This window comes from Nonomuraea wenchangensis, from assembly GCF_900111685.1.
Taxonomy (GTDB): domain Bacteria; phylum Actinomycetota; class Actinomycetes; order Streptosporangiales; family Streptosporangiaceae; genus Nonomuraea; species Nonomuraea wenchangensis.
This window is the reverse complement of the sequence record NZ_FOHX01000020.1, coordinates 138,954-164,920: the sequence shown is the minus strand read 5'-3', so window position 1 is coordinate 164,920 and position 25,967 is coordinate 138,954. Positions and strand designations below refer to the sequence as shown.

The following is a 25,967-nucleotide window of genomic DNA, read 5'->3' as shown; positions in this document are numbered from 1 at the left end:
CACAACGACACGGCGGGTGGTGCAAACTCGGGGGCCATGACTCTGAGCACCCCCCTGCTTGCGGCGGCTCCGCTGGTGGCGGGGCTGATGGGCCCCGCACTCATCGGCGCGGCCACCGGCCCGCGGCAGGCAGAACCCGTCCCGGCGTCCCATCCGGCCCGGCAACTGGCCGCGGGATCGGCCGCCGGGCCGACCACTCCGTCCGCCCGGCCCGCCGCCGAACGCGTGGTCGAGCACGTCGCCGCGCAGACCGCGGCCGAGCAGCAGCGCGTGCTCGACTACTGGACGCCGCAGCGCATGGCCGGGGCCCTGCCCATCAACCTGCTCGACCTGATGACCGGCGGCGACGACCTGCTGGGCGAGCTGACCGGCCGGCCGCTCCCGAAGGCCGGGCAGGCAGGGGCGCTGACCCTGCCCGCGCCCGCCGCCTCCAAGCTGCCCGTGCCGAGCCACCAGGTGGCCGCGGCGCCCTCGGCCAGCACGATCGGCGCCCGCTGGGGCGCGGGCGGCGCGGTGTCCAGGACCACCGGGCGGGTGTTCATGACGCTGAACGGCGCCGACTTCGTCTGCTCGGCCAGCACCGTGAAGAGCGCCAACCGGGACGTCGTCGTCACCGCCGGCCACTGTGTCAAGGACGGCGCCGGCGAATGGGCCCAGAACTGGACGTTCGTGCCGGGCTACGGCAGCCGCGGCGGGCAGCCATACGGCCGCTACGCCGCACGCCGCATGTTCGTCGCCGGCTCGTGGGCGCGCAAGGCCGACGACGACTACGACATCGGCATGGTCGCGCTCGCCACCTCGGGCGGGCGGCACGCGTCCGACGTGGTGGGCTCCCAGGAGATCGCCTTCAACGTGCCGCGCGGCGGCCAGGCGTACGGCTTCGGCTATCCGGCGGACCCGCCGTACCGTGGCGACCGCCTGGTCTACTGCGCGGGGCGGCTGCGCGACGACCCTTACAAGCAGACCCGCGACCAGGGGCTCGGCTGCGACATGACGGCCGGCTCCAGCGGCGGCCCCTGGCTGACCGGGTTCGACCCGGCCACCGGCCGCGGCCGGATCACCTCGCTGAGCAGCTTCAAGTACACCGACGACGCGCGCACGATGTACGGCCCGTACTTCGGCGCCGCCGCCAAGGCCCTCTACGACACCGCCCAGCGCGCCTGAGCCGTCGGTTCAGATCATCCGCGTGTACATCGTCAGCGAGCCGGGCCCCTGGTCCGGCCGCACACTCTCCTTGCCGCTGGTCGCCGGCTCTGGTCCGCCGGGAGCGCCTGCTGCTTGGCGAACAGCAGGTCCTTCTTGGTGAACGGCAGCCGCAGATCGTCCACGGCCTCGAAGAACGACGTGAGCACCAGGATCTCGTGGGCGGCCTCGATGCGTTCGGTACGGCTGCGCCAGCCCTTCCCGGAGCGCCATTCGTGGCCTCGATCAGGTCCCATGGGCCGAGCGTCCCGAGTCCGAGCAACGTGCCCAGCTTTTTGATGGCCGGGTCCGTGGCGCCCGGCAGACGCAGGGCGTTCCACGGTCGCGTCCGCGTTTTCTTCGTGATCACTTCTTGTCATGGGCTGATTACGGATTGGCAAGTTTTTTCCCATACGCTGCGTGACCGTGCTCTCACTTAGCGAGCATCGCAGGACCTAATGACAGAAGGGGGCCGGGTGAAGCGGGTACTTGGGATGGTCGCCGGGATGGCGGTCCTGGTCGGGCTGGTGGCGAGCGTGGAGCAGCCGGCGATGGCCGGAAACGCCGCCGTGGAGGCGGCGCCCGCGGCGCCGGTGGCGCCGGCGGTCTGGGGCGCGTGTCCCCGGGTGACGGGCAAGGCGGTCAACGCCGCGCTCGAGTGCGCCACCGTTCAGGTGCCGCTCGACTACAGCCGGCCCTCGGGCCGGTCGATCAAGGTGGCGATCAACCGGATCAAGGCCAAGACGTCGCGGAGCGCCGACCGGCTGGGCGCGCTGCTGATCAACCCGGGCGGGCCGGGGGCGTCCGGGCGGGCGCTGACCGAGTACGTCGCCGCCGGGCTGCCGGCCGGCGTGCGCGAGCGCTACGACATCATCGGCTTCGACCCGCGCGGCGTCGGCGGCAGCGACCCGGCGATGCACTGCGTGGACCCGGACGTCTTCTACAAGGCGCCGCGCCAGGACGCCGTGCCGCACGGCGCGGGCGACGAGCAGCGGCTGCTGGCGAGGGCCGCCGAGTACGCCGGCAGCTGCGGCGAGCGCTGGTCCTGGCTGCTGCCGCACCTCACCACCGAGAACGCTGCCAGGGACCTCGACCAGATCCGCGCCGCCCTCGGCGAGAAGAAGATCAGCTACCTGGGCTTCTCGTACGGCACCTACCTCGGCGCCGTCTACGCCACGCTGTTCCCCAACCGGGTCAAGCGGCTGGTCCTGGACAGCATCGTGGACCCGACCGCGGTCTGGTACCGCTCCAACCTGGCCCAGGACCACTCCTTCGAACGCCGCCACCGCCAGTTCCTCACCTGGATCGCCGAGCACCACGACGTCTACAAGCTGGGCCGTACGCTCAAGCAGACGCAGTTCGCCTACTACGCGATGCGCGACCGGCTGCGCACCCGGCCGGCGGGCGGCGTCATGGGGCCGAGCGAGCTGGACGACACCTTCACCCTGGCCGGCTACAGCGACCGGATCTGGCCGCAGTTCGCGCAGGCGTGGTCCGACTACGTCCGGCAGGGGGACACGAAGGGGCTGCTCGACCTCTACGACAAGCACGGCAAGAACGACGCCGACGACGAGAACGGCTACGCCGTCTACCTCGCCGTCCAGTGCCGCGACGCCCGCTGGCCGCGCGAGTGGTCCACGTGGCGGACCGACATGGTCGCGGCGCACCGCACCGCGCCCTTCCTGACCTGGCCGAACGCGTGGTTCAACGCCCCGTGCGCCTTCTGGCCGGTGTCCGGCGGCACCCCGGTGAACGTGCGCGGCTCGGCGAAGCTGCCGCCGGTCCTCATGCTCCAGGCGCGCGACGACGCCCCGACGCCGTACGACGGGGCGCTGCGGATGCGGCGGCTCTTCCCGACGGCGAGGATGGTCGTGGACCAGGGCGGCAACCATGGGGTGGCGCTGGCCGGCAACCAGTGCGTCGACCGGCATCTGGCCGCTTACCTGCGTGACGGCACCCTGCCGAAGCGTGACACGGAGTGCGCAGCGCTGCCCGCGCCGCGTCCCGCCGAGCGGATGGCGGCCCGCCGCGTCCCGGCGTCGGCGTCGCCCGGCGTGGGCGGGCTTCTGGGCGTTCTCGGCCTGATAGGGCTGCCGTCTCTGAAATGACGTCAAGAATGGGTCACTGTGGGCTGCGCCGGATGAGCTAATCGGTGACCCTTCGCGTAGTCTGACCATGTGATGCTGCGTACCTCGGCGTCGCGCGTGCTGGACGACAGCGACCGGGACGAAGTCCTCGCCCTGCTGGACACCGATCCGGTCGCCAACGTCTTCGTCTCCTCCCGGGTGCGGGCCGTCGGACTCAATCCGGCGCGGCTCGGCGGGCAGATGTGGGGGTTCGGGCCGCGCGGAGCCCTCGTCTCGCTCTGTTACGCCGGAGCCAACATGGTGCCGGTCAATGCCGGGCCCGAGGCGGTCCACGCGTTCGCCGACCGCGCCCGCAGGCAGGGGCGGCGCTGCTCGTCCATCGTCGGCCCGGTCGACGCGGTGTCGCTGCTGTGGGAGCGGCTGGAGCCGCACTGGGGGCGGGCGCGGGCCATCCGCTGGGCGCAGCCGGTCATGGCGATCTCGCGCAAGCCGGCGGTCCCCGCCGATCCGTGGGTGCGCCGGGTGCGGCCGGAGGAGTTCGACGTCCTGCTGCCGGCGTGCGTGGCCATGTTCACCGAGGAGGTCGGCGTCTCGCCCAACCTGGGCGACGGCGGCGCGCTCTACCGCACCCGGGTCGCCGAGCTGATCAGGATCGGCCGCTCCTACGCGCGCATCGAGGACGGCCGGGTCGTCTTCAAGGCGGAGGTGGGGGCGGTCACGCCGCAGGCGTGCCAGATCCAGGGCGTGTGGGTGGACCCGGAGCTGCGCGGGCGCGGGCACGCGGTGGCCGGCATGGCGGCCGTCGTGGAGGCGGCCAGGGAGTGCTTCGCCCCCGTGGTCAGCCTCTACGTCAACGACTACAACCGCTCGGCCCGCGCGGTCTACAAGAAGGTGGGCTTCGCCGAGGTCGACACCTTCATGTCGGTTCTTTTCTGAGGCGTCGCTTCTCTGAGGCGTCGCTTCTCTAGACGCGGACCAGCTTGTCGAACAGGCGGGCCAGCTCGGTGTCCGGGTCGGCGGTGAGGCCCGCGTGCACGGGGCCGGACTGCACGATCGTGCTGCGGGGCGCGGTCAGCCACCGGAACCTGCCGCCCAGCGGCTCGGCCGCGAGCGGGCCTGGACGCTCGCCGCAGGCCAGCTCGTACGCGGTGAGCGCCCGCCGCACCGCGTCGACGTCCGCCGCCGGGTCGAGCGCCCGCAGCCGGGCCGCGTCCAGCTCGACGCGGGCGCACAGGTAGCCGCGCGGCTGGCAGTAGAGCAGCACGCCCACGTTGATCTGCTCGCCCCGCTCGATCTTGGGGATGACGCGGATCACCGCGTACTCGTAGACGTCCCTGCTCACCGGCCGCCTCCCCGCCAGAACTCGCCGACCGAACCCGGCCCGGAACGCTGCTCGCGCCGCTCGCCGCGCACCAGCCACCCGCCCGGCCCGTGGGCGCGGGCCAGCAGATGCTCGACGTACGCCGCCCGCACCGCCGCCGGCCCGTCGAAGCCCGGCTCGCCGGCCAGCCACTCGTCGGGCACCAGCGCGGTCACGCTCTCCAGCAGCTCGCGGGTGATCCTACCGGCCAGGTGGGCGCCGGCGGCGGTGACGTCGCCGGCGTAGGGGGCCAGCACGTGCTCGGCGGCGTCGAACGGCCGCTGCGGATCGGCGGTCGGCCAGTTGTGGTGGAACCACAGGGACGCGCCGTGGTCGATCAGCCAGGTGTCGCGGTGCCAGATGAGCAGATTGGGGTTGCGCCAGCTCCGGTCGATGTTGTGGATGAGGCCGTCGAACCACACCACCCGGGCAGCGAACACCGGGTCGGCCGCCCACGCCAGCGGCTCGAACCCGAGCGCGCCCGGCAGGAAGTCGACCGCCAGGTTGAGCCCGGCGCTGGCCTTGAGGAGGTCCTGGACCTCCTCGTCGGGCTCGCGGGCGCCGAGCTGCGGGTCGATGTCGATGAGCTTGAGCTCGGGGGTGCGCAGCCCCAGCCTGCGGGCCAGCTCGCCGGCGATGATCTCGGCGACCAGGACCCGGCGGCCCTGCCCCGCCTCGCGGAACTTGACGACGTAGGTGCCCAGGTCGTCGGCCTCGACGACGCCGGGCAGCGAACCGCCCTCCCGCAGCGGGGTGACGTAACGGGTGGCTGCGATCCTATCCAGCACGACACGAGGCTATCGCCCGTCGGAGGTACTTTCGTCCCCCGGCGTCACAGCCTGCCACCCGGCCGGGCGAACGGGGCGAACGGGTGCTCCCGCGAGGCCTCGACGGCGGCGAAGGCGTAGTCGAGCATGGCGGGCTCGTAGGCCGCCTTGGCCGCCGCCACGTCCGCGGCGGTGCGCGCCCCCGCCAGCAGCTCGGAGAGCAGGCGGGCGTCGCGGAGGCCGACGTTCGCGCCGTCGCCCCGGCCGGGGCCCATGCTGTGGATGGCGTCGCCGACCAGCGTGACGGCGGGCTCGTCCCAGGGGGCCACGCGCCGGGCCGCGCGGGTGCGCAGCACGAACGTGGCCGGGGCGTCGGCCGCGCCGACGATCGCGCGCACCCCCTCGTGCCAGCCCGCGACCGCGTCCACGGCGAGCCGATGCGGCTCCGCCACCCCGTCAGGGCGTGAGCCGGGCGGGGTCATCGTCCAGGAGAAGGAGCCGGGCACGTCGGTGAGCCGGGCCTCCGGCGCGTGCCGGGCCACGGCCTCGGGGATCGGCACGCGGGGCCGGCAGGTGGCGACGGCGAAGGCCGTGCCGTCGGGGGCGGTGACCCGGTTGAAGGTGTCGACCAGCTCCGGGGGCGTGGCGGCCAGCAGCTCGGGGGTGAGCCAGGTGCGGCCGTAGAGGCCCCAGCCCAGGTCGTCCACGACGGCGTCCGGCAGGAGCTGGGCCCGTACGCGGGAGCGGGCGCCGTCGGCGCCGACGAGGAGGTCGCCGTCGGCGCTCTCCCCGCCCGCGAAGTGCGCGCGCACCCGGCCGCCGGGCAGGGGCTCGTAACGTCGGTAGTCCATGCCGAAGCGCACCCGGAGGCCGGTCATCAGGATCTCGCGGAGGGTGAGCCGGTGGACGCCGAGGCCGTCGACGCCGGGTGGCTGATCGGGGAGGTCCTTGGCGAACGCGGGCCGCAGGCCGGGGTCCATGAAGATCATGCGGGTGGCCGGGTGGATGGAGGTGGCCACGGCCAGGTCGAACAGCCGGTCCGGCAGGCAGGCCCGCAGCGCCCCCGCGCCGGTCTCCTTGAGTGTGACCCGGTGGCCCTGGGGGCGGTGGCCGGGGGAGGGGTCGCGTTCGTACACGGTGACGTCGAGGCCCGCCTGGCGCAGGCCCTGGGCGAGGCACAGTCCGGCGATGCCGCCTCCGACGATGAGGACGTGTAAGTCGGTCATGGCGGCGAGTGTACGTCGATAGCTGTCGCGACAGCAAATGTCGCAGCAGCTATGATGCATGCGTGATCGACAACCGGGCGTTCGAGCTGGTGCTGGGCGGCGGGTCGCTGCTCGCCCAGGTGGGACGGGAGCTGACCACCGAGACCGAGCGCCGCCTCGCGCCCCTCGGCCTCACCGCGCAGCAGGCGGCGCTGCTCCTGCACGCCGCCCGCGGCGCCGGCACGCCGAGCCGGCTCAAGGACCTGGTCGGCACCGACACGGCCGGAATGACCAGGCTGCTCGACCGGCTCCAGGCCAAAGGGCTGCTGCGGCGGGCCCGGCATCCGCGCGACCGCCGCTCGGTCGTCGTGGAGCTCACCGAGCAGGGGCAGGCGCTCGTGCCGCGCCTGCCGCCCGTCTTCGGGCAGGTCAGCCGCCAGGTCTTCGACGGGTTCGGGCCGGAGGAGCTGGAAGTGATGACCGACCTGCTGCGCCGCATGCTGCGCAACCTCGCGGACGGCGAGGAAGAGCTCGCCGACGGCGAGGACGAGGAGGTCTGACCCGGCCGTGGAGGGGAGCGGCCGGGTCAGAGCTTGGCGATGACCTCCTCGGCGAAGCGCTCCATGGTCGCGAGCTTGAGCTCCAGCGTGCCCTCGCCGTGCCGGGCCTTCTCCTCCGGCGTGGCGAGCCACCAGGGGGCGGCCAGCGTGCCGGTCACACCCTTGGCGGCGTAGCGGCGGTAGGTCGCGGCGTCGGGCAGCTCGGCCAGGGGGGCGATGATTTCGAACGGCTGGCCGTCCCTGCCGTTCTCGGCCAGCAGCCGGCGCAGGGTGGCGAGCACCGGGTCCAGCTCGTCCTCGGTGTAGATGCGGTTGCCGATCCAGCCGTCGCCGAGCCGGGCGGCGCGGCGCAGGGCGGCCTCGCTGTCGCCGCCGACGTACACCGGGACGGGCTCGGCCGGGGTCGGCGAGATCGACAGCTCCGGCAGTCCGTCGAGCGTGACCCGCTCGCCCGCCCACAGCGCCCGCAGCACCGGCAACATGGCGTCCAGGCGCCGGCCGCGCGTGTGGAAGTCCTGCCCGGTGCCGACGAACTCCTCCTTGCACCAGCCCACCCCGACCCCGAACGTCACCCGGTCGCCCGACAGCACCGCCGCCGTGGAGACCTGCTTGGCCACGGTGAACAGGTCGCGGGCGGGCGCGATGTAGACGTTGGGGGAGAAACGCAGGGTGGCGGTGACCGCCGCCATCGCCCCGATCGTCACCCACACGTCCGGCCAGTGCGTGGCGGCGTTCCAGCGGGGCCGGCCCGAGCGCGAGTACGGGTAGGGCGTGTCGAAGTCGGCGTAGAAGAGATGGTCGGAGAGCGTCAACGTGTCGAACCCGCAGCGCTCGGCGGCCCGTGCCAGCTCGGTGAACTGGCCGGTCTCGACGAAGGAGGCGGCAAGCCAGATCTTCATCGCGGCTCCCTCGCTCAACGGAACTCTGGGGCGACCTTGGTGGCGAACAGTTCGAGGTTGCGCTTGACGGTGTCCAGCGGCAGCACGCCCTGCTGACCCTGCATGTAGAGGCCGAACCACTCCAGGTCGGGCATCCGGTCGAGCATGCGCTGGATGCCGCGCTTGACGTCGTCAGGGGTGCCGAACAGCGCCATCTCGACGTCCTTCATGCGGTTGGCGTCGCCCTTCTCCGGCGAGATGGGCTTGTGCTTCTCGTCCTCCTTCTTGCGCAGCACCTCCAGGTAGCCGAAGGGGCCGAAGAAGGCGGCGAAGTCCTTGGGGATGTTGCGGCCGAAGGTGTTGACGGCCTCCTCGGTGGTGTCCGCGATGCCGACGATCTTGAGGATGCCGGTGTGCTCGCCCAGCTTGTAGTCGCGGCCCTGGCGGGCGGACTCCTCCTGGTAGAGCTTGGCCTTGGCGGCGTGGTCGTCGGGGTTGGGGGTGAACATCCACGGCAGGATGTTCTCCTGCGCCGCCCTGATCACCGACCGGTCGGAGATGGTGAACGGCTGCCACAGCTCCGGGTGGGGGTTCTGGTAGGGGCGGGGGCAGACGGAGACGGAGACGACCTTACCGTCCTCGTCCAGCTCGGCGGGCGCGCCGAAGGTCTTCGTCCACTCCTGGGCGGGCCAGCCTTCGATGCCCTCGTACGGGTAGGGCACCTGATAGTCCAGCACGTCGGACTTGTAGCGGATCGTCTCCTGTGTCCACGCCATCTTCATGATCTTCAGCACCTCGCCGAAGACGTCGAAGTTGCGCGTGTCGGAGGCCGAGCCGTCGGAGCGCGCGGCGGCGGCGTGCCAGCGCTGGCCGAGCACGTTCATCCAGCGGTTCTGGTAGCCGCGGGCCACGCCCAGCCGCAGCCGACCCCTGCAGAACTGGTCGAGCAGCGCCACGTCCTCGGCCGCCCTGATCGGGTCCCAGGCGGGCAGCACCAGGCCGAGCGGGGCGAGCAGGATGCGCTCCGTGCGGGCGGCGAGGTCGGTGAGGAACATCAGCGGGTTGACCGAGAACTCCATGCCCTCGGAGTGGAAGTGGTGCTCGGTCATCATCAGCGCGTCGAACCCGAGCTGGTCGGCCAGCACCGCTATCTCCCGCACCTCGTGCAGCAGATTCTGGTACGACTCCGTGTCCCGCCCGATCGGGCGCCGGGCCTTGGCGTTCTCCTCGGCCGCGTATCCGGAGCCTGGAATCTGCGGGTTCAGGAAGATGGAAAACTTCACCGGGGACCTCTTTCCGCGGAGTGTTCCTACGCAAGGTACTCTGGAAATCTTAACCGAGCAATCGCTTGGTTAACCACGAGGAGGGCCCATGAGGCTGGGCGTCACCATGTTCGCCACGGATCTCGCCATGCCGATCCACGAGCTGGCCATAGCGGCCGAGGAGCGCGGATTCTCCTCTCTCTACGTGCCCGAGCACACCCACATCCCCGTCTCCCGCCGCACCCCCTACCCCGGCGCGGCCGGCGGCGAGCTGCCCGAGGAGTACCGGCGCACCCTCGACCCGCTCGTGGCCCTCTCCTTCGCCGCCGCCGCCACCCGTACGCTGGAGGTCGGCACCGGCATCCTGCTCGCCGCCCAGCGCGACCCCATCGTCACCGCCAAGGCCATCGCCTCGCTCGACCACCTGTCCGGCGGGCGGGTGACCGTCGGCGTCGGGTTCGGCTGGAACGTCGAGGAGATCGAGAACCACGGCGTCCCGTACGCCGGCCGCCGCGACCTCGCCCGCCGGCACGTCCTCGCCATGCAGGCGCTCTGGCGCGACGAGCGCGCCTCCTTCGACGGCCTACTGGACGGGGTCGAACCGGCCTGGTCCTGGCCCAAGCCGCGGCGCCGCCCGCCCGTCTACGTCGGCGGCGCGGCGGGGCCGAAACTCTTCGCCCACGTAGCCGAGTACGCCGACGGCTGGATGCCCATCGGCGGCAAGGGCGTCAAGGCCGCGCTGCCCGCGCTCCGCGAGGCGTGCGAGCGGGCCGGACGCCCGCCCGCCCGCGTCATCCCGTTCGGCACCCTGCCCACCGCCGAGAAGCTCGACCACTACGCCGGGCTCGGCGTCGAGGAGGTCGTCGCCGCCCTGCCGAGCGGCCCGGCCGACAAGGTGCTGCCGATCCTCGACCATTACGCCCAACTGATCGAGAAGACGGCATAATTCCGGAGCATGTCCGAGTTACGTCCCGACGACCCGCGCCACCTGGGGTCCTACCGGTTGTCGCGGCGGCTCGGGCAGGGCGGGCAGGGCGTCGTCTACCTCGGGCACTCGCCGCAGGGCGCGCAGGTCGCGGTCAAGCTGCTGCACGCCGGGCTCTCCGCCGACCCCGCCGTACGGCGGCGCTTCCTCGGCGAGGTCGAGGCCGTCCGGCGGGTGGCCGCGTTCTGCACCGCCCAGCTCCTGGACGCCGACCTCGAAGGCGACCGCCCCTACCTGGTCAGCGAGTACGTCGAGGGCCCGTCGCTGCGCGAGCACGTCACCGCCAGAGGGCCGGCGCTCGGCGGCTCACTGGAACGCCTGGCCATCGGCACCGCCACCGCGCTCGGCGCCATCCACCGGGCCGGGGTCGTGCACCGGGACTTCAAACCCGGCAACGTGCTGCTCGGCCTGGACGGGCCCCGCGTGATCGACTTCGGCATCTCGCGCCTGGTGGGCACCACGGTCACCACCGGGCTCTCGCCCGTCGGAACCCCCGCCTACCTGCCGCCCGAGCGGATCAACGGCGAGGGCGCCGGACCGCCGGCCGACCTGTGGGCCTGGGCGCTGACGGTGGCGTACACGGCGAGCGGGCGGCACGCGTACACGGGGGAGACCTATCAGGAGGTGCTGGCCAGGATCCTGTTCGGCAAGCCCGACCTGGGGCCGCTCGGCGGGCGGCTGCGGGAGATCGTCGAGGCGTGCCTGGCGCGGGAGCCCGGTGACCGGCCGGACGCGGAGGAGGTGCTGCGGCGGCTGCTGGGACAGGACGGCTCGGGGGGTGACGTCCTGACCTCGGGCGCCATGGCCGCCCTCCCGCCGTCCGCCGCTGCCCTCCCCTCGTCCGCCCTCACCCCGCTTTCCGCCGCCACCACGGACCCGGCCCCGACCAGCGCCTTCCCGGCCGTCACCGGAACCATCCTCGCTCCCGAGCCCCGGCCGGTGCGGCGGCGGCTCCGGGTGTGGCAGGTGGTCGTCGGGCTGGCCGGGCTGGGGATGGCCGTGGCCGGAGCCGTCTACTGGCTCCAGGGCGCGTACGCCCCCGGCCTGGCCGGCACCTGGACCGGCTCGGCCGAGCACGCCACGGCCGAGCGGGTGTTCCCGGTGGAGCTGCGCCTCGGCGAGGACGGCGCGGGCACCATGCGGTGGGGCAGCGACCTCCACTGCTCGGGGCGCATCGGCCTCGACGGCGACGGCGGGACGGTGTACGCCCTCCACGAGGTCGCGGGCGAGGCGTGCTATCCAGGGACGCTGCGGCTGCTCCCCACCGCGTACGCCGACCAGCTCGCCATCAAGGTGACGCGCGAGGGCCAGGAAGAAGTGACGTATTCGGGCACCGTGACCCGCGCTTCCTGACCGGCGAGTGTCACGGTCAGGTGGCATTGTGCTGCGCGAGGTTGACTGCGAGCAACCGGTTGCTTCCACTGGTAAGCAGGAACGGGTGGCGGCGAGGGGAGGCACCCGGTGCCAACGGCACAGCCGCTCAGGACGGGGGACCCTGCCCGGCTCGGCGCGTACGAGCTGTCCGGGCGCCTTGGGGAGGGCGGCCAGGGCGTCGTGTTCCTCGGCGCGAGGGACGGCGAGGCGTACGCGGTCAAGCTGCTCCACGGACCGGTGGGTGACGAGCGGGGGGCGTTCCTGCGCGAGGTCGAGCTGGCCAAGCACGTGGCGAGGTTCTGCACGGCGCAGGTGATCGACGCCGGGTTCGACGAGGGCCGGGCGTACATCGTGAGCGAGTACGTGGACGGCCCGTCCCTGGCCCGCGAGGTCGCGCTGACCGGGCCACGGCGCGGCGGCGCGCTGGAGCGGCTGGCGGTCGGCACGGCGACCGCGATCACCGCGATCCACCGGGCGGGCATCGTCCACCGCGACTTCAAGCCCCAGAACGTGCTGCTCGGCTCCGACGGGCCGCGCGTGATCGACTTCGGGCTCGCCCGCGCCCTCGACGCGGCGGCCACGGTGAGCGGCAGGGGGGTGGGGACCCCGGCGTACATGGCGCCGGAGCAGATCACCGCCTCGGCCGTCACCGGCAAGGCGGACGTGTTCTCATGGGCCGCGACGATGTGCTTCGCCGCCAACGCCACGGCCCCGTTCGGGCAGGACTCCGTGGCGCCGGTCCTGCACCGCATCCTCACCGCTCCGCCCGAGCTCGGGCGGCTGGAGGGGCGGCTGCGGGTGCTGGTCGAGGCGTGCCTGGAGAAGGACGCCAGGAACCGGCCTGGGAGCAGGGAGCTGCTGTTCGAGCTGCTGGGGGAGTCGTCGGCGGCGGCGCTGCCCTCCGAGGTCCTCGACACCCCGCCCCCGCACATCCTCCGCGCCCCGCCCCCGCCCCTGGTTCCCGAGCAGCGTGTGCCGGTCGCCGAGCCCGAGGCCACCGGCACGCCGGGCGGCTACGTGCTTCCCGAGGGAGGCGACTCCAGCGAGCCCGCCGCCCCAGGTGTCTCGGCTTTCTCGGGTGTTCCGGACTCCCCCACCTCTCCGACCGAGAGGGGCGGGGAAGCGGGGGAGGCCGAGAGCGGCGGGAAAGTGGGGAGGGCCGGGAGGGGCGGGGAAGGGCAGGAGGTTGGGCGGGGTGGGGTGGGGATGGGGCCGCCCGGGGGTGGCCGGCTGCGGGTTGCCGGGGATCCGGCCAGGAAGGCGGGGTGGATGCGGGCGGCGCTGGCCGTCTGCGTGGCCCTGCTGGTGACCGCCACCGTGCTGCTCGCCGTCCTCGTCCCCACCCTCGGCAGGAACGGCCAGGCCGCCCAGGTGGCCGGCCCGATGGCCGGGACGTGGCCCGTGACGTCCGGGCCCGGCAGCAGGAAGCCGCCGTCCACCGCCGCCCCGCCCCGTCAGGGCCAGCGGAACCAGCCCGCCGACCGCAACCAGGCCCGGCCGGGCGCGAACCCCGTCACGAACCCCGTCACGAATCCCGTCACGAACCCCGCGACCAACCCCGCCACCGTCCCGGGCACCGGCCCCGCGCTGCCCCCGGTGATCGTTCCGGCGCTGACCGGCCTGGACCGGGCCGCGGCGGTCAAGGCCATCAAGCGGGCGGGTCTGGTCCCCGGCGTCGTGACCCAGGCCGACTCGCCGGAGAAGATCGGCAAGGTCCTCTCCAGCCAGCCCGCCGCCGGCGCGCGGGCGGCGAAGGGCGCCACGGTCGCGCTCCGGGTGTCGGCGGGGGTCCCCGTCCCGGCCGTGCTGGGGCAGCAGCGCGAGGCGGCCCTGTCCGCCCTGGCCGCCGCGGGTCTCAAGGCGGGCGCGGTGACCCGTGCGTGCTCGGCGAAGCCGGACGACAGCGTCCTCGCCGCGCGGCCCGAGCCGGGCACGCGCGTCGCGGGCGGCACGGCGGTGGCGCTGACCGTGTCGCGGGAGGGCGTGAGCGTCCCCTCGGTGGTCGGCCGGTCCCGCGCGGACGCCCGCGCCGCGCTCCGGGTCGCGGGGCTCACCGCACGGGCGCGGGGCCAGGTGGTCGACAATCCGTCGCAGGTGGGCATGGTCATCGCGCAGAGCCTCCAGCCGGGGGCGTGCGCCGGGTCCGGGGCGGCCGTCGTCCTCACGGTCGGCCTGCGGAGCCAGTCCGGCCCCGACCCCACCGAGCCCTCCGCCACCCCGACGCTCCCGTCCGGCGGCGGCGAGGTCCCCCCGGAAGCGCCCTGAAGCGCAGCGTGCTGGTCAGAGGGTGCGGACCGCCTCCAGGAGCACGGCCTCGACCTCGTCCTCGGGCAGGTCCATGGTCTTGACCACGCCCCACTGCAGTGCCCCGAGCAGGGCCCAGCATCGTACGGTCGTCGCCGCGTCCGGGTCCTCCCCGGCCAGCTTGACGAAGATGCCGTCGCGGAAGGTGCGGATCGCCGCCGCCTCCGAGTCGGGCGAGACGGGCGAGACGGCGTCGTCGCCCGCCAGGTCCTCCATGAACAGCCGGATCACCGACCGGTAGCGCACCGCGAACGAGACCAGCGCCGACACGAACGCCGGCCGGTCGGCGTAGTCGTCGCCGAGCAGTGCCAGCATGTCGTCGGCCACCGGGGACAGCAGCTCGGCCGCCAGCCGGTCCTTGGGGTGGAAGTGGTAGGCGACGGCGGTCTTGGTGAGGCCGACGGCGGCGGCGATGTCGGCGAGTGAGGTGGCCGCGTAGCCGCGCTCGGCGAACAACTCCCTGGCCGCGGCCAGGATCCGGGTGCGGGTGTCGTCGGCTGTGGTCATCGTCTCATTTCCCTGGGGGGACAGCCTGCCGGACTGTTCCGGCCTTATCGTATCTTGTACGACCGTACAGGACGGGCGTCGAGGGTGGGGGCGGAGCGATGACGCGGTTGCTGGGGCGGCTGGGCGGCTGGTGCGCGCGGCACGGCGGGATCGTACTCGCATTATGGGTCGTGGTGGCGGCCGGTCTCATGGGAGCGAACCTCGCCTTCCCCAGCCCCACCAGCAACGACGCCAGCATCCCCGGGACCGACGCGCAGCGTGCCCACGACCTCATGAAGGAGGGCTTCGGGCCGGGTTACGACCAGGGCGGCAGCATCCAGCTCCTGGTGTACTCGCCCGACGGCCCGCTGCTTGAGGACAAGCGCAAGCGGGCCGTCGAGGACGCGATCGCGAGCATCCGCAAGGTGCCGCACGTGGATCAGGTGGACACGCCCTTCCGCAGGGGCGGCATCTCCTCGAACCTGCAGATCGGCGTCATCGGCGTCAGACTCGAGGGCCAGGACCCCACCAAGCTCGCCGAGACGACGCAGACCCTGTCGAAGGCCGCCGACCCCGCGCGCGCCGCCGGGCTGGAGGTCGTCCCCGCCGACAGCTCCAGCCCCGCGGACAAGGAGATCAAGACCGGGCCGAGCGAGATCATCGGCGTGGTGTGCGCGCTGCTGGTGCTGGTGTTCGCGTTCGGGACGCTGGTCGCCGCCATGGTCCCGATCTTCGCGGCGCTGGTCAGCGTGGCCTCGGGGCTCGGCCTGATCGGGCTGCTCGGCTGGGTCGTGGACATGCCCAAGCAGGCCGGCATCATGGCCACGATGATCGGGCTCGGCGTCGGCATCGACTACGCGCTGTTCCTGCTCTCGCGCCACCGCCGGCTGCTCGCCCAGGGCGTGCCGGTGGTCGAGTCGGTACGTCGCACGGTCGCCAGCTCCGGCGGCGCGGTCGTCTTCGCTGGCGGCACCGTGATCATCGCGTTGAGCGCGCTGCTGCTGGCCGGGTTCCCGCTGCTGGCCACGCTCGGCTGGGTGACCGGCATCTCCGTCGTCGCCGCCGTGCTGACCTCCATCACGCTCGTTCCCGCCCTGCTCGGGCTGCTCGGCCACCGCGTCAACGCGCTCAAGGTGCCTGGCCTGCGCGCCGCCGGCTCCGCCGGCTCGGGCGGTGGCGGCTGGGCCGGGCTCGGCTCGTGGGTGGCGCGGCGGCCGTGGCGGGTGCTGCTCGCCAGCGTGGTCGTGCTGGGCGCGCTGGCCGCCCCGGCGCTCGCGCTCAAGCTCGGCTCGCTCGACGAGGGGTACGGCACCCAGGGGTCGGACTCGCGGCGCGCGTACGAGCTGATGGCCACGGCCTTCGGCCCCGGCTCCAACGGCCCGCTCATCGTGGTCGCCGAGCTGCCGGAGAAGGTGAAGGACGCCAAGGACCCGCTGGTCAAGGAGCTCAAGAGCGCGGTCGGGGACGTCGAGGGCGTCGCGCACGTCACCGACCCCAAGGTCAACGACTCGGGCCGCTCGGTGCTGCTCCAGGCGATCCCCGAGTACGCCCCCAGCGACAGCCGGACCGTGGACGTCGTCCACGAGGTCAGGAAGATCGCGCTGCCCGGCGTGGACGTGCACGTCGGCGGCAAGGTCGCGGGGCTCACGGACGCCGGTGACCGTATGGCCGAGCGCACTCCGCTGGTGATCGGCGTGGTGGTGCTGCTCAGCGCGCTGCTGCTGCTGTTCGCCTTCCGCGCGCCGGTGGTCGCGATCAAGGCGGCGGTGATGAACCTGGTCTCGCTCGGGGCCGCGTTCGGCGCGCTGGCGCTGGTGTTCTCGGTCGGGCTGGGCAGCGGGCTGGTGGGCATGGATCCGCCGGTCAGCTCGTCGTACCTGGCGACGGTCTTCTTCACCGTGCCGATCGAGAGTTATGTGCCGCTGATGCTGTTCGCGGTGCTGTTCGGGCTGTCGATGGACTACGAGGTGTTCCTGCTGACGGCGGTGCGGCAGTCGTACGTCCGGCACGGGCGCAACGCGCGGGCGGTGGCCGAGGGGCTCGGCTCGACCGGGCGGGTCATCACGTCCGCCGCGCTGATCATGGTGGCCGTCTTCGTGGCGTTCATCGCCTATCCGGACGCGCTGGTCAAGACGTTCGGGGTGGGGCTCGCGGTGGCGATCGCGGTGGACGCCACGATCATCCGCGGCTTCCTGGTGCCCGCCACGATGGTGCTGCTCGGCCGGGCCAACTGGTGGTGCCCGCGCTGGCTGGACCGCCTCCTGCCGAACCTGTCGGTGGAGGGTAACGAGGAGGACGAGGAGGAGTCCGCGACGCCGGCCCCCAGGCATCGCGAACCCGCCGGGGTGTAGGCCCCGGCGGGCCGTCAGTCGGGGTCGTCGGTGTTGCACGCGGGCACCCAGCCGGTGACGTCGGTGGCCAGGTTGCGGCCGTGGTGCCACAGGGTGCTCTCGAACGGGCCGCAGCTGTAGAGCTCGTGCTCCTCCGAGCGGTAGAGGGCGAAGCTCTGGCCGGGCTGGCCGAGGCCGACCTGGACGGAGCTCGCCGTCGGCTCGCTCCGGATGGCGACGTCGGGCACGGCGAAGTCGTAGAGGCGGGCGGCGGAGGCCGGGGCCGGGCCGCCCAGGGTGAGGAGCCCGAGCAGACCGGCCGCGGCGGTGCGGGTGACGCGCGTGCGCGCCTGCCTCTGTCGTGATGTTTCGGTCACTTGGAGTGACTATCACATTCCGCGCCGCCATCCCAGGTAGCCGCCGTCCAGCGGGCGGGCGTCGAAGCCGTGCTCGCGCAGCACGCGTACGGCCTCGGGCGAGACCACGCAGTAGGGCCCGCCGCAGTAGGCCACGATCGAGGCGTCGCGCGGCAGCTCGGCCAGCCGCTCGCGCAGCTCGGCCAGCGGCACCGAGATCGCCCCTGGGACGTGCCCGGCCGCGTAGTCGGCGGCCGAGCGCACGTCGAGGACGAGCGTGGCCGGGTCGGCCAGGCGGCCGGCCAGCTCGCCGGCGGTGACGCCCTCCAGGGTGCCGAGCCGGTCGCGTACGGCGTCGCGCAGCCCGGCCAGCCGGTCGTGGGCGAAGCCCTGGAGCTCCCCGAGGAAGCGGGAGACCCGCTCGTCGGCCAGCCGGTAGTAGACACGGGGGCCGTCCCTCCTGCTGGTCACCAGGTGGGCGGCGCGGAGCTGCTGGAGCTGCGCCGAGGTGTTCTTGAGCGGGACGCCGGCCGCCGTGGCCAGCTCCTCGACCGTGCGCTCGCGCTGGTCGAGCACGTCGAGCAGGCGCAGCCGCACCGGGCTGGCGAGGGCCTTGGAGACGCGGGCGAGCTGCTGGTAGATCGGCTCCTCGGGGAACTCGGACATCAGACCATGTACTGGTCGTGCCGGAGGTAGAGCTCCGTCCACTCCTCGGCCGTGAGCTCCCGGCCGTTGTTGGCGATGTCGGCCAGCTCCTCGAAGTACGCCTCGCGGGGCGCGCCCGGCGTGAACAGGATCAGCATCGAGGCGGGCGCGCCGGACTCGTTGCGGAAGGCGTGGATGCCGCCCTCCGGCACGAACAGGAAGTCGCCGGGGCGGCCCGTCGCCCACGTCTCGCCGTTGAACAGCTTGATCTCGCCGGACAGCACGTAGAACGACTCGGTGATCGTGCGGTGGAAGTGGGGGCTCGGGCCGGACGGGTTGGGGCCCATCTCCCAGCGGTAGAGGCCGAATGCGCCGCCCGTGGAGTCGCCGGTGCCGAGGTAGTGGACCTGGGTGCCGTTCTCGCCTATCCGCAGGTCGGGGGCGAGGTCGCCGGCCCGCAGCACGCCGCCGGTGGTGCCCTTCTCGCCTTCATAACGGATCGGGGGGTAGGACATTCCGCCTCCTTCTAACGTTCTAAGGAAGCTTAGAATAGCCTAGAACGTGATGACCGTGCGCGCGACCGCCCCCTCCCGCACGTGGGCGACGGCGTCGTTGACCGCGTCGAGCGGGAGGCGTTCGGAGATCAGCCCGTCCAGGTCGAGGCGGCCCCGCCGGTAGAGGCCGGCGAGCATGGGCAGGTCGCGGTGCGGCGCGGCGTCGCCGCCCTGGGTGCCCATGAGGCGGCGGGAGGCGAACAGCAGCCCCGGGTCCAGCTCCACCGGACGCCCCGCAGGCGGGCTGCCGACCATGATCGTCGTGCCACCCTGCCTCGTGGCGGCGAACGCCTGCGCCAGCACGCCGGGGACGCCGGTCACGTCGAAGGCGTAGTCGGCGCCGCCCCGTACCAGCTCGCCCACCTGCTTCGGGAGGTCGGCGGCGAGCAGGGTGTGGGTGGCGCCGAAGCGCTCGGCCAGCTTGAGCTTGGACTCGGCCACGTCCGCCGCGACGATCGTGGTCGCGCCCGCCAGCACCGCGCCCTGGACGACGTTGAGCCCCACGCCGCCGCAGCCCACGACCAGGACCGACGAGCCGGGCTCCACCCGGGCGACGTTGAGCACCGCGCCCACGCCGGTGACGACGCCGCAGGCCAGCAGGGCCAGCGCGGCGAAGTCGGCGCCGTCGCCGCCGACCTTGACGCACATGGTCTCGGCGACGACCGCGTACTCGGCGAAGGAGCCGATGCCGATGAAGCGGCGGGTCTCGCGGCCGTCCAGCCGGACGCGGGGCGCGCCGCCCATGATGGCCTGCAGCCGGGCCGGGCCCGAGCACAGGTGGAACCGTCCCGCGCCGCAGTGCCGGCAGCGCCCGCACGGGCCGTTCATGGCGATGATGACGGGATCGCCCGGCCTGAGCCCGGTGACGCCCGCGCCGACGCTTTCCACCACGCCCGCGCTCTCGTGCCCGAGGATGAACGGCGGCTCGCGCACGACGGGGCTCTTGCCGTCGATGGCCTTGAGGTCGGAGCCGCACACGCCGGACGCCTTGATCCGTACGCGGACCTCGCCGGGGCCGGGGTCGTCGATCTCCACCTCGCGGATCTCCATGGGGGCCTGGAACCCGGTCAGCACGGCCGCGCGCATCAGCATGCGCCTCACGGTAACCGGACGGCCATATTCGAGCAAGCGGTTGCTAGGTAGGCCGTTGACACCCCTTCCGGGCGAATTTACGCTCACCGCAAAACCAAGCGATCGCTAGGCCAAATCGTGAGGTGACCATGATCGCACGGCGGGGTGTGACGGCGGCGCTCCTACCGGTGCTGCTGGTGGCGGCAGCAGGCTGCGCCGCCCAGCAGAAGGGCGCTCCCCGGCAGGAGGGCGGCGCCGTGCCGGGCGTCACCGGCACGACGGTCAAGGTCGGCGGCGTGCTCACCAAGACCAGCGCCAGCGGCTACTCCACCAAGGACGCAGAGACCGGCGCGCGGGCCCGCTTCGAACGGGCCAACGCCGAGGGCGGCGTGCACGGCAGGACGATCGAGTTCATCGGCGCGGAGGACGACGGCCAGGACGCGGCCAAGGGCGACGCCGCCGCCAAGAAGCTCGTGCAGAAGGACCAGGTCTTCGCCCTGGTGCCGGTGCACGCGCCCAACTTCGGCGGCGCGGCCTTCCTGGAGCAGCAGGGCGTGCCGTGGTTCGGCTGGGCCACCGGCCCCCAGTGGTGCGGCACCAGGACCGGCTTCGGCTACAACGGCTGCCTGGCCCCCAAGCAGGGCGACGGCTCCCAGACCTGGTGGGGCCGGCAGCTGGCCGAGCTGCTCGGCGGCGCCGAGGGCAAGAGCGTCTACGTCCAGACCAGCGACTCCAGCGGCAGCAAGTACGGCGGCACCACCATCTCCCAGTCCTTCACGGCGGCGGGCTTCGAGCTGGCCGGGGTCGACTCGGGGCTGCCCGCCGCCGCGCCGCCCCCCGACTGGCTGCCGTACGTCAACAAGATCATGACCTCCGACGGCGGCGGCCCGCCCGACGTGGTGGTCTCGGTGATCGCCGGCACCAAGTTCAACGTCGGCCTCTACGGCGCGCTCAAGCGGGCCGGCTACAAGGGCGTGCTCACCGACGCCACCAGCTACGACGTCGCCATACTCAAGGACCCGGCCAGCGCCGGGGCGCTCGACGGGGTGATCGCCGCCCCGATGTTCGAGCCCTTCGAGTCCACCGCCCCTGAGATCGCCCGGCTCAGGCAGGACGTCGAGAAGGTCGCCCCCGGCACCCCGCTCACCCAGCACCTGGCCATCGGCTACTGGGCCGCCGACATCTTCCTCGACCTGCTCGACAAGACCGGCCAGGACCTCACCAGGGAGAAGTTCCTGGCCACGGCCAACGGGTCCTATCTGTACGAGAACCCGGGCTTCGGCCGGATCGAGTACCCCAAGGACCACACCGAGCCGAACGGCTGCGGCGCCCTGGTCAAGCTGGAGGGCGGCGCCTTCCGGGTGGCCAAGAGCATGAAGTGCTTCGACAACGTGCCGCTCAGATGATCGTCGGCTACGTCCTCAGCGGCCTGGTCACCGGCGGCATCTTCGCCATCATGGGGGCCGGCCTCACGCTCTCCTACGCCGCGACCGGGGTGTTCAACTTCGCCCACGGGGCGCTCGGCTTCCTGGCCGCGCTGCTGTTCCACGAGCTCAACGCCGCCGCCGGGCTGCCCGCCTGGCTCTCGGCGCTCATCGCGGCCGGGCTGTTCGCGCCCGCGCTCGGCTACGTGCTGCACAAGGCCATGTTCCGCGGCCTCGCCAGGGCAGGGGAGACCGCGCAGATCGTCGCCACCATCGGGCTGACGATCGCGCTGCCCGCGCTCGGCCTGCTGGTCGTGGACCTGGCCGGGCTGCCGCCCGCGGACGCCACCTCGCTGCCGCGCGGCGTCGGCCCGCATCCGTCCGTGCCCGTCGGCGTGCTGGGGGTCACCCTCGACACCGACCAGCTCATCACGTTCGGCTTCGCCGTGGTCACCGCGATCGGGCTGTGGGCGTTCCTGCGGCACACCCCGTACGGGCTGCGCATGCGCGCCTGCGTGGACCGGCGCGACCTGGCGGCGCTGCGCGGCATCGACCCGGACGCGACCTCCGCGCTGGCGTGGATGCTCGGCTCGGGCCTCGCCGGGCTCGCCGGGGTGCTGGCGGTCGCGGTGCTCGGGCTGGACGCGACCGCGTACACGGTGCTGCTGTTCGCCTCGGCCACGGCGGCGGTGTTCGGGCGGCTGCGCTCGATCCCGTGGACGTTCGCCGCCGGGCTCGCCCTCGGCGTCGTGCAGAACCTGGTCGCCGGATACACCGGCTTCCTCCAGGAGGTCACCGGGCTGCGCACCGCCGTGCCGGTGATCCTGCTGTTCGCCGGGCTGGTGCTGCTCAACCGCTCGCGCGAGCGGGTCGCGGGCAGCGCCGCCGAGGACGCCCCGCCGCCGGACCACCTGGCCGGGCTGCCGCCGTGGCGCCGCCGCCTGCCGTGGGCGGCCGGGCTGGCCGCGCTGGCGGTCTTCGCCCTCGCCGCGCCCGCGTACTACGTGGGCGTGGCCGCGCAGGGGCTGGTGCTGGCGCTGATCTTCTGCTCGTTCGTCGTGGTCACCGGGATCGGCGGCATGGTGAACCTGGCGCAGGCCGCCTTCGCCGCGATGGCCGCGCTCACCTGCGGCTGGGCGTTCGCCTCCGGGCTGCCGTTCGCCGCCGCGATCGGGCTGGGCGTGCTCGCGGCGTCGGCCGCCGGGCTGCTCGTGGCGCTGCCCGCGCTGCGCCTCGGCGGGCGGGTGCTGACGCTGGCCACGCTCGCCCTGGCGCTCCTCGCCGACCAGGTGCTCTTCCAGGTGGACGCCTTCAGCAACGGCACCATCGGCTGGCCGCTGCCCGCGCTCGGGCTGGGCCTCGCCGACACCTCCGACCCCCGGGTGCTGGTCGCGGTGCTGCTCGTGCTCATCGGCGGCGTCGCGGTGCTGGTGCGGAACCTTGAACGGTCGGCGTCCGGGCGGGCCATCCTCGCCGTGCGCTCGGCCCCGGCCGCCGCGCTCACCTGCGGGCTGTCGCCGACCCGCGCCAAGATCACGCTGTTCGTGCTGGCGTCGGCGATCGCCGGGCTCGGCGGGGTGCTGTACGCGGTCGCGAAGGGCTCGATCACCGCCACCGATCTGCCCGCCTTCTCCGGGTTCGTCTGGCTGGCGATCGTGGTGCTCCAGGGCGTGCGCCGGATCGGCGGCGCGGTGCTCGGCGGGCTCGTCGCGGTCGCCGTGCCCGAGCTGCTGGCCACCTGGGACGTCTCCGCGCACGTCGGAGCCATCCTGTTCGGGCTCGGCGGCATGATCCTGGCCAAGCATCCCGACGGCGTGCTCACCCAGCTCGCCGAGCTGCGCCACCGGAAGCCGCCGCCCACGGAACCGGACACCGGCCTGCCGGTGTCGTCGCCGGCCGAGGGCGCGGTCTTCCGGCTGGAGGGCGTCGCCGCCGGGTACGCCGACTGCGCGGTCCTGCGCGGCGTGGACCTCGCCGTCCGCCCCGGCGAGGTCGTCGCGCTGCTCGGCGCGAACGGCGCCGGCAAGTCCACCGCCTGCGCCGTGGCCGCAGGAGACCTGCCGGCCACCGGCGGGCGGATCCTGCTCGACGGCGTGGACGTCACCTCCTGGCCCGCGCACCGCCGGGCCCGGGCCGGGATCCTGCTGGCCCCCGAGGGGCGCGGCGTCTTCCCCGGCCTCACCGTCGAGGAGAACCTGCGCACCTGGCTGCCCGACCCCGAGCCCGTCTACGAGCGGCTGCCGCGCCTCGCCGAGCGCCGCGACGTCCTCGCCGGCGCGCTGTCCGGCGGCGAGCAGCAGCTCCTCACGCTCGCCCCGGCGCTGGTCCGCCCGCCCCGCGTGCTCATCGCCGACGAGCCGTCGCTCGGGCTCGCGCCGTTGCTCGTCCGGCAGGTCTTCGAGGTCTTCGCCGAGCTGCGCGAGCGCGGGGTGGCGCTGCTGCTGGTCGAGGAGAAGGCGACCGAGGCGCTGGCGCTCGCCGACCGGGTCGCGTTCATGCGGCTAGGGCAAATCACCTGGGCCGGGCCGCGATCCGAGGTCGACGGCGAGCGGCTGACGGCCGCGTACCTGGGGGTGGGCTGACGGTGCTGGCGATCGAGGGGGTGTCGGTGGCGTTCGGCGGGGTGCGGGCGCTGGAGGAGGTGTCGTTCGAGGTGCCCGAGGGCCAGGTGTGCGGGGTGATCGGGCCGAACGGGGCGGGCAAGACCACGCTGTTCGACGTGGTGTCCGGGCTGCGGCGGCCGGACGCGGGCCGGGTCCGGCTGGACGGGCGCGACCTGACCGGGACGTCACCGGCCGCGCGGGCCAGGGCGGGGGTGCGCCGCACGTTCCAGCGCACCCAGGTCTTCGGCCGGCTCACCGTGGCCGACAACGTGCTGGCCGCGCTCGACTGGCACGAGTCCGACCGGCGCTGGGGCGGCGGCGGGCTCGCCGCCGACCTCGCCGGCTGGCCGGGACGGCGGCGGCGCGAGCGGGAGCGGCGCGAGCGCGTGGCCGAGGTGCTGGAGCTGTGCGGGCTCACGCCGCTGCGCGAGGCGTACGCCGCCGCGCTCCCCGTCGGCCGGCGCCGGCTCGTCGAGCTGGCCAGGGCGCTCGCCGACCGGCCCGCGCTGCTGCTGCTCGACGAGCCCACCTCCGGACTCGACGCCGCCCAGACCGCCCGGCTCGCCGAGGTCGTGCGGGCGCTGGAGACGACCGTGCTGCTGGTCGAGCACGACATGGGCTTCGTCATGGACGTCTGCGACCGCGTCGTGGTGCTCGACCTCGGCCGGGTCATCGCGGCCGGCGCCCCGGCCTCGGTGCGGGAGGACCCGGTGGTCCGCGCCGCCTACCTGGGCTGAGCGTGCCGCTCGGTGAACGACAGGATCCGCCGCCAGGCGTCCTGGCAGGCGCTCTCCCACTCCTTGTACGAGCGGTCGAAGAACGAGTGGGGGGCGCCGTCGTACACGTGCTCCTCGTACGGGGTGCCGGCCCGCTCCAGCGCCGCCTCGTACGCCGCGAACTGCTCCGGCGTGGAGACCGTGTCCGCGCCGCCCCGCAGCAGCAAGACCGGCGCGCCCGGCCCGGTCTCCGGCGCCTGGATGGCCCGCAGCGCGCCGTAGAAGCCGATGCCGCCGGCGATCCCGTTGCCGCCCTCGTGGGCCTGCCGCCAGGAGTGCGCGCCGCCCATGCAGAAGCCGACCGTGAAGACCGGGCCGGGCAGCGCGTCGGTGGCGGCGCGCACGTCGGCGCGGATGCCGTCGGCGTTCAGCTGCTTGACGTGCGTCATGAAGTCGAAACCGTCGCCGCGGTCGCCGATGCCCGCGGTGCGGCCGAAGTAGTCGATCGCGATCGTACGGAAGCCCGCCTCGGCGAAGCGCAGCGCGAGGTCGCGGTAGAACGGGTGCAGCCCGCGCACGTCCGGCATGATCACGACGCTGCGGCCGTTCGGCTCGGCGGGCTCGGCCCTGAAGGCCATGAAGCGGTTGCCGTCGGCCGCGGTCAGCTCGAACTGCTCGTGCGAGGCCACCTCTCCCTGGACGGGCGGAGCGGGCGGCCTGCTGTCGGTGGAATGGCACATGTCCGCCAGCATGCCGCCAAGGATCACGGATATCCACTTGCCGAGGAGTAGCGCGCCGTGTGGCGTGGAAGGGTCCTTCCCATGACCTATCACCCCAATCTCGATCCCGAGCTCCGCGCCGCGATCGAGGCGGCTCCGATGCCCGTCGTCGACCTCGCGGCCATGACGCTGGAGGAGCTGCGGGCGCGGCGCGCGGAGGCCGACGCGTTCGTGGCCGCCGTGCCGCGGCCGGAGACCGGTGTGACCATCGAGGACCGGTACGTCCCCGGGCCGGACGACGCTCCTGAGGTGCGGGTGCGGATCTACCGCCCGGCGGGCGGCGGCGCGGAGCGGCCCGGCCTCTACTGGATCCACGGCGGCGGCATGATCATGGGCAGCCCCGACCTCGACGACGCCATGATGATCGACTACGTGGAGCGGCTCGGCCTGGTCGCGGTCTCCGTGGACTACCGGCTGGCCCCGGAGCACCCGCATCCCGCGCCGGTCGAGGACTGCTACGCGGGGCTCGTGTGGACCGCCAAGTCCGCCGTCGAGCTGGGCATCGACCCGGCCAGGCTGGCGGTGGGCGGCGCCAGCGCGGGCGGCGGGCTCGCCGCGGCGACCGTGCTGCTGGCCCGCGACCGCGGCGGCCCCGACGTGGCCTTCCAGCTCCTGATCTGCCCCATGCTGGACGACCGCGACGCCACGCACTCCAGCGAGCAGCACGCCGACGCCGTGGTCTGGAACAGGACCGCGAACCGCTACGGGTGGAAGGCGCTGCTCGGCGAGCGGGCGGGCGGGCCCGACGTGTCCCCGTACGCGGCCCCGGCGCGGGCCGAGGACCTGTCGGGGCTGCCGCCGGCGTTCATCGACGTGGGCGAGATGGAGGTGTTCCGCGACGAGGACATGGACTACGCCTGGCGGCTGGCGCGGGCGGGGGTCTCGACCGAGTTCCACCTCTATCCGGGGGCCTTCCACGGGTTCGACATGATGGTGCCGGACGCGGCGCTGAGCCGCCGGGCGCGGGAGGCCAGGGTCGCGGCGCTGCGGCGGGCGTACGGGGTCTGACGGGGAGTCTGGGCAACCAACCAAGCGTGCG

At 73.5% G+C, this 25,967-nt stretch carries 24 protein-coding genes; 12 read left to right on the top strand and 12 right to left on the bottom strand.

From position 1 onward, the window contains the following. Window positions 1-36: 36 nt before the first annotated feature. Window positions 37-1,164, top strand: a complete 1,128-nt coding sequence (locus BMW85_RS40855; protein WP_245775354.1) for a trypsin-like serine peptidase — start codon at window positions 37-39, stop codon at window positions 1,162-1,164. A 32-nt stretch (window positions 1,165-1,196) separates the two neighbouring features. Here BMW85_RS40855 and BMW85_RS40850 read toward each other — a convergent pair whose 3' ends face one another. Then, window positions 1,197-1,439 (bottom strand): NACHT N-terminal helical domain 7-containing protein, encoded by a 243-nt coding sequence (locus BMW85_RS40850; RefSeq protein ID WP_091092531.1) that lies wholly within the window; start codon window positions 1,437-1,439, stop codon window positions 1,197-1,199. Window positions 1,440-1,658: 219 nt separating this feature from the next. On the opposite strand from BMW85_RS40850, the gene BMW85_RS40845 reads away from it, so the two are divergent. Both BMW85_RS40845 and BMW85_RS40840 read left to right on the top strand, forming a co-directional pair. Then, window positions 1,659-3,290, top strand: coding sequence for an alpha/beta hydrolase (locus tag BMW85_RS40845; protein WP_245775353.1), 1,632 nt, complete (start codon window positions 1,659-1,661; stop codon window positions 3,288-3,290). Window positions 3,291-3,362: 72 nt separating this feature from the next. Next, complete coding sequence (locus tag BMW85_RS40840; protein WP_091092596.1) at window positions 3,363-4,205, top strand: GNAT family N-acetyltransferase; 843 nt, start codon at window positions 3,363-3,365, stop codon at window positions 4,203-4,205. A gap of 28 nt (window positions 4,206-4,233) precedes the next feature. On the opposite strand, the gene BMW85_RS40835 is transcribed toward BMW85_RS40840, so the two are convergent. The 3 genes from BMW85_RS40835 to BMW85_RS40825 are packed head-to-tail and all read right to left on the bottom strand — an operon-like array spanning window position 4,234 to window position 6,622. Continuing rightward, entirely contained in the window at window positions 4,234-4,611 is a 378-nt protein-coding gene (locus tag BMW85_RS40835) for a DUF3037 domain-containing protein (RefSeq protein WP_177241137.1), read from the bottom strand. Next, on the bottom strand, window positions 4,608-5,417 hold the full coding sequence (locus BMW85_RS40830) for a HipA family kinase (RefSeq protein WP_091092529.1): 810 nt from the start codon (window positions 5,415-5,417) through the stop codon (window positions 4,608-4,610). The genes BMW85_RS40835 and BMW85_RS40830 overlap by 4 nt, the downstream gene beginning before the upstream one ends. Before the next feature lie 44 nt (window positions 5,418-5,461). Next, window positions 5,462-6,622 (bottom strand): FAD-dependent oxidoreductase, encoded by a 1,161-nt coding sequence (locus BMW85_RS40825; protein WP_177241136.1) that lies wholly within the window; start codon window positions 6,620-6,622, stop codon window positions 5,462-5,464. Between the two features lie 62 nt (window positions 6,623-6,684). Between BMW85_RS40825 and BMW85_RS40820 the strand changes: the two genes are divergently transcribed. Further along, entirely contained in the window at window positions 6,685-7,161 is a 477-nt protein-coding gene (locus BMW85_RS40820) for a MarR family winged helix-turn-helix transcriptional regulator (RefSeq protein WP_177241135.1), read from the top strand. A 26-nt stretch (window positions 7,162-7,187) separates the two neighbouring features. Here the strand turns inward: BMW85_RS40820 and BMW85_RS40815 are convergent, their stop codons facing one another. Further along, window positions 7,188-8,060: a TIGR03619 family F420-dependent LLM class oxidoreductase gene (locus BMW85_RS40815; protein WP_091092526.1), complete on the bottom strand. Its 873-nt coding sequence runs from the start codon at window positions 8,058-8,060 to the stop codon at window positions 7,188-7,190. A gap of 14 nt (window positions 8,061-8,074) precedes the next feature. Beyond that, window positions 8,075-9,322 (bottom strand): LLM class flavin-dependent oxidoreductase, encoded by a 1,248-nt coding sequence (locus BMW85_RS40810; RefSeq protein ID WP_091092524.1) that lies wholly within the window; start codon window positions 9,320-9,322, stop codon window positions 8,075-8,077. A gap of 88 nt (window positions 9,323-9,410) precedes the next feature. On the opposite strand from BMW85_RS40810, the gene BMW85_RS40805 reads away from it, so the two are divergent. The 3 genes from BMW85_RS40805 to BMW85_RS40795 all read left to right on the top strand — a co-directional run bounded on the left by BMW85_RS40805 (window position 9,411) and on the right by BMW85_RS40795 (window position 13,925). Continuing rightward, window positions 9,411-10,247 carry an LLM class F420-dependent oxidoreductase gene (locus BMW85_RS40805; protein WP_091092522.1) on the top strand — a complete coding sequence of 279 codons (837 nt, stop codon included), beginning with the start codon at window positions 9,411-9,413 and terminating at the stop codon, window positions 10,245-10,247. Window positions 10,248-10,256: 9 nt separating this feature from the next. Next, entirely contained in the window at window positions 10,257-11,639 is a 1,383-nt protein-coding gene (locus BMW85_RS40800) for a serine/threonine-protein kinase (protein ID WP_091092521.1), read from the top strand. A 108-nt stretch (window positions 11,640-11,747) separates the two neighbouring features. After that, window positions 11,748-13,925: a protein kinase domain-containing protein gene (locus BMW85_RS40795; RefSeq protein WP_091092519.1), complete on the top strand. Its 2,178-nt coding sequence runs from the start codon at window positions 11,748-11,750 to the stop codon at window positions 13,923-13,925. A gap of 15 nt (window positions 13,926-13,940) precedes the next feature. On the opposite strand, the gene BMW85_RS40790 is transcribed toward BMW85_RS40795, so the two are convergent. Further along, on the bottom strand, window positions 13,941-14,471 hold the full coding sequence (locus BMW85_RS40790) for a TetR/AcrR family transcriptional regulator (RefSeq protein WP_091092517.1): 531 nt from the start codon (window positions 14,469-14,471) through the stop codon (window positions 13,941-13,943). 98 nt (window positions 14,472-14,569) lie between these two features. On the opposite strand from BMW85_RS40790, the gene BMW85_RS40785 reads away from it, so the two are divergent. Next, the gene (locus BMW85_RS40785; protein WP_091092515.1) at window positions 14,570-16,801 is read left to right on the top strand and encodes an MMPL family transporter; all 2,232 of its coding nucleotides are present in this window, start codon (window positions 14,570-14,572) and stop codon (window positions 16,799-16,801) included. Between the two features lie 14 nt (window positions 16,802-16,815). On the opposite strand, the gene BMW85_RS40780 is transcribed toward BMW85_RS40785, so the two are convergent. Genes BMW85_RS40780 through BMW85_RS40765 form a run of 4 tightly spaced genes read right to left on the bottom strand, consistent with a single transcriptional unit; the run spans window position 16,816 to window position 19,427 of the window. Next, window positions 16,816-17,157, bottom strand: coding sequence for a hypothetical protein (locus tag BMW85_RS40780; protein WP_091092513.1), 342 nt, complete (start codon window positions 17,155-17,157; stop codon window positions 16,816-16,818). A gap of 12 nt (window positions 17,158-17,169) precedes the next feature. Continuing rightward, entirely contained in the window at window positions 17,170-17,802 is a 633-nt protein-coding gene (locus BMW85_RS40775) for an ArsR/SmtB family transcription factor (RefSeq protein ID WP_091092512.1), read from the bottom strand. Beyond that, a complete protein-coding gene (locus tag BMW85_RS40770; RefSeq protein ID WP_091092510.1) occupies window positions 17,802-18,296 on the bottom strand; it encodes a cupin domain-containing protein in 495 nt (164 codons plus the stop codon). The genes BMW85_RS40775 and BMW85_RS40770 overlap by 1 nt, the downstream gene beginning before the upstream one ends. A gap of 39 nt (window positions 18,297-18,335) precedes the next feature. After that, on the bottom strand, window positions 18,336-19,427 hold the full coding sequence (locus BMW85_RS40765) for an alcohol dehydrogenase catalytic domain-containing protein (RefSeq protein ID WP_091092508.1): 1,092 nt from the start codon (window positions 19,425-19,427) through the stop codon (window positions 18,336-18,338). A 128-nt stretch (window positions 19,428-19,555) separates the two neighbouring features. Between BMW85_RS40765 and BMW85_RS40760 the strand changes: the two genes are divergently transcribed. Genes BMW85_RS40760 through BMW85_RS40750 form a run of 3 tightly spaced genes read left to right on the top strand, consistent with a single transcriptional unit; the run spans window position 19,556 to window position 24,170 of the window. Beyond that, entirely contained in the window at window positions 19,556-20,812 is a 1,257-nt protein-coding gene (locus tag BMW85_RS40760; RefSeq protein ID WP_091092507.1) for an ABC transporter substrate-binding protein, read from the top strand. Then, on the top strand, window positions 20,785-23,412 hold the full coding sequence (locus BMW85_RS40755; protein WP_245775352.1) for an ABC transporter permease subunit: 2,628 nt from the start codon (window positions 20,785-20,787) through the stop codon (window positions 23,410-23,412). Before BMW85_RS40760 ends, BMW85_RS40755 begins: the two co-directional genes overlap by 28 nt. Window positions 23,413-23,414: 2 nt before the next feature. Further along, a complete protein-coding gene (locus tag BMW85_RS40750) occupies window positions 23,415-24,170 on the top strand; it encodes an ABC transporter ATP-binding protein (RefSeq protein ID WP_245775351.1) in 756 nt (251 codons plus the stop codon). Here BMW85_RS40750 and BMW85_RS40745 read toward each other — a convergent pair. Next, window positions 24,158-24,901: a dienelactone hydrolase family protein gene (locus tag BMW85_RS40745; protein ID WP_245775350.1), complete on the bottom strand. Its 744-nt coding sequence runs from the start codon at window positions 24,899-24,901 to the stop codon at window positions 24,158-24,160. The genes BMW85_RS40750 and BMW85_RS40745 overlap by 13 nt on opposite strands. A 69-nt stretch (window positions 24,902-24,970) precedes the next feature. Here BMW85_RS40745 and BMW85_RS40740 point away from each other — a divergent pair, with 69 nt between their 5' ends. Continuing rightward, entirely contained in the window at window positions 24,971-25,936 is a 966-nt protein-coding gene (locus BMW85_RS40740; protein ID WP_091092501.1) for an alpha/beta hydrolase, read from the top strand. Window positions 25,937-25,967 lie beyond the last annotated feature (31 nt).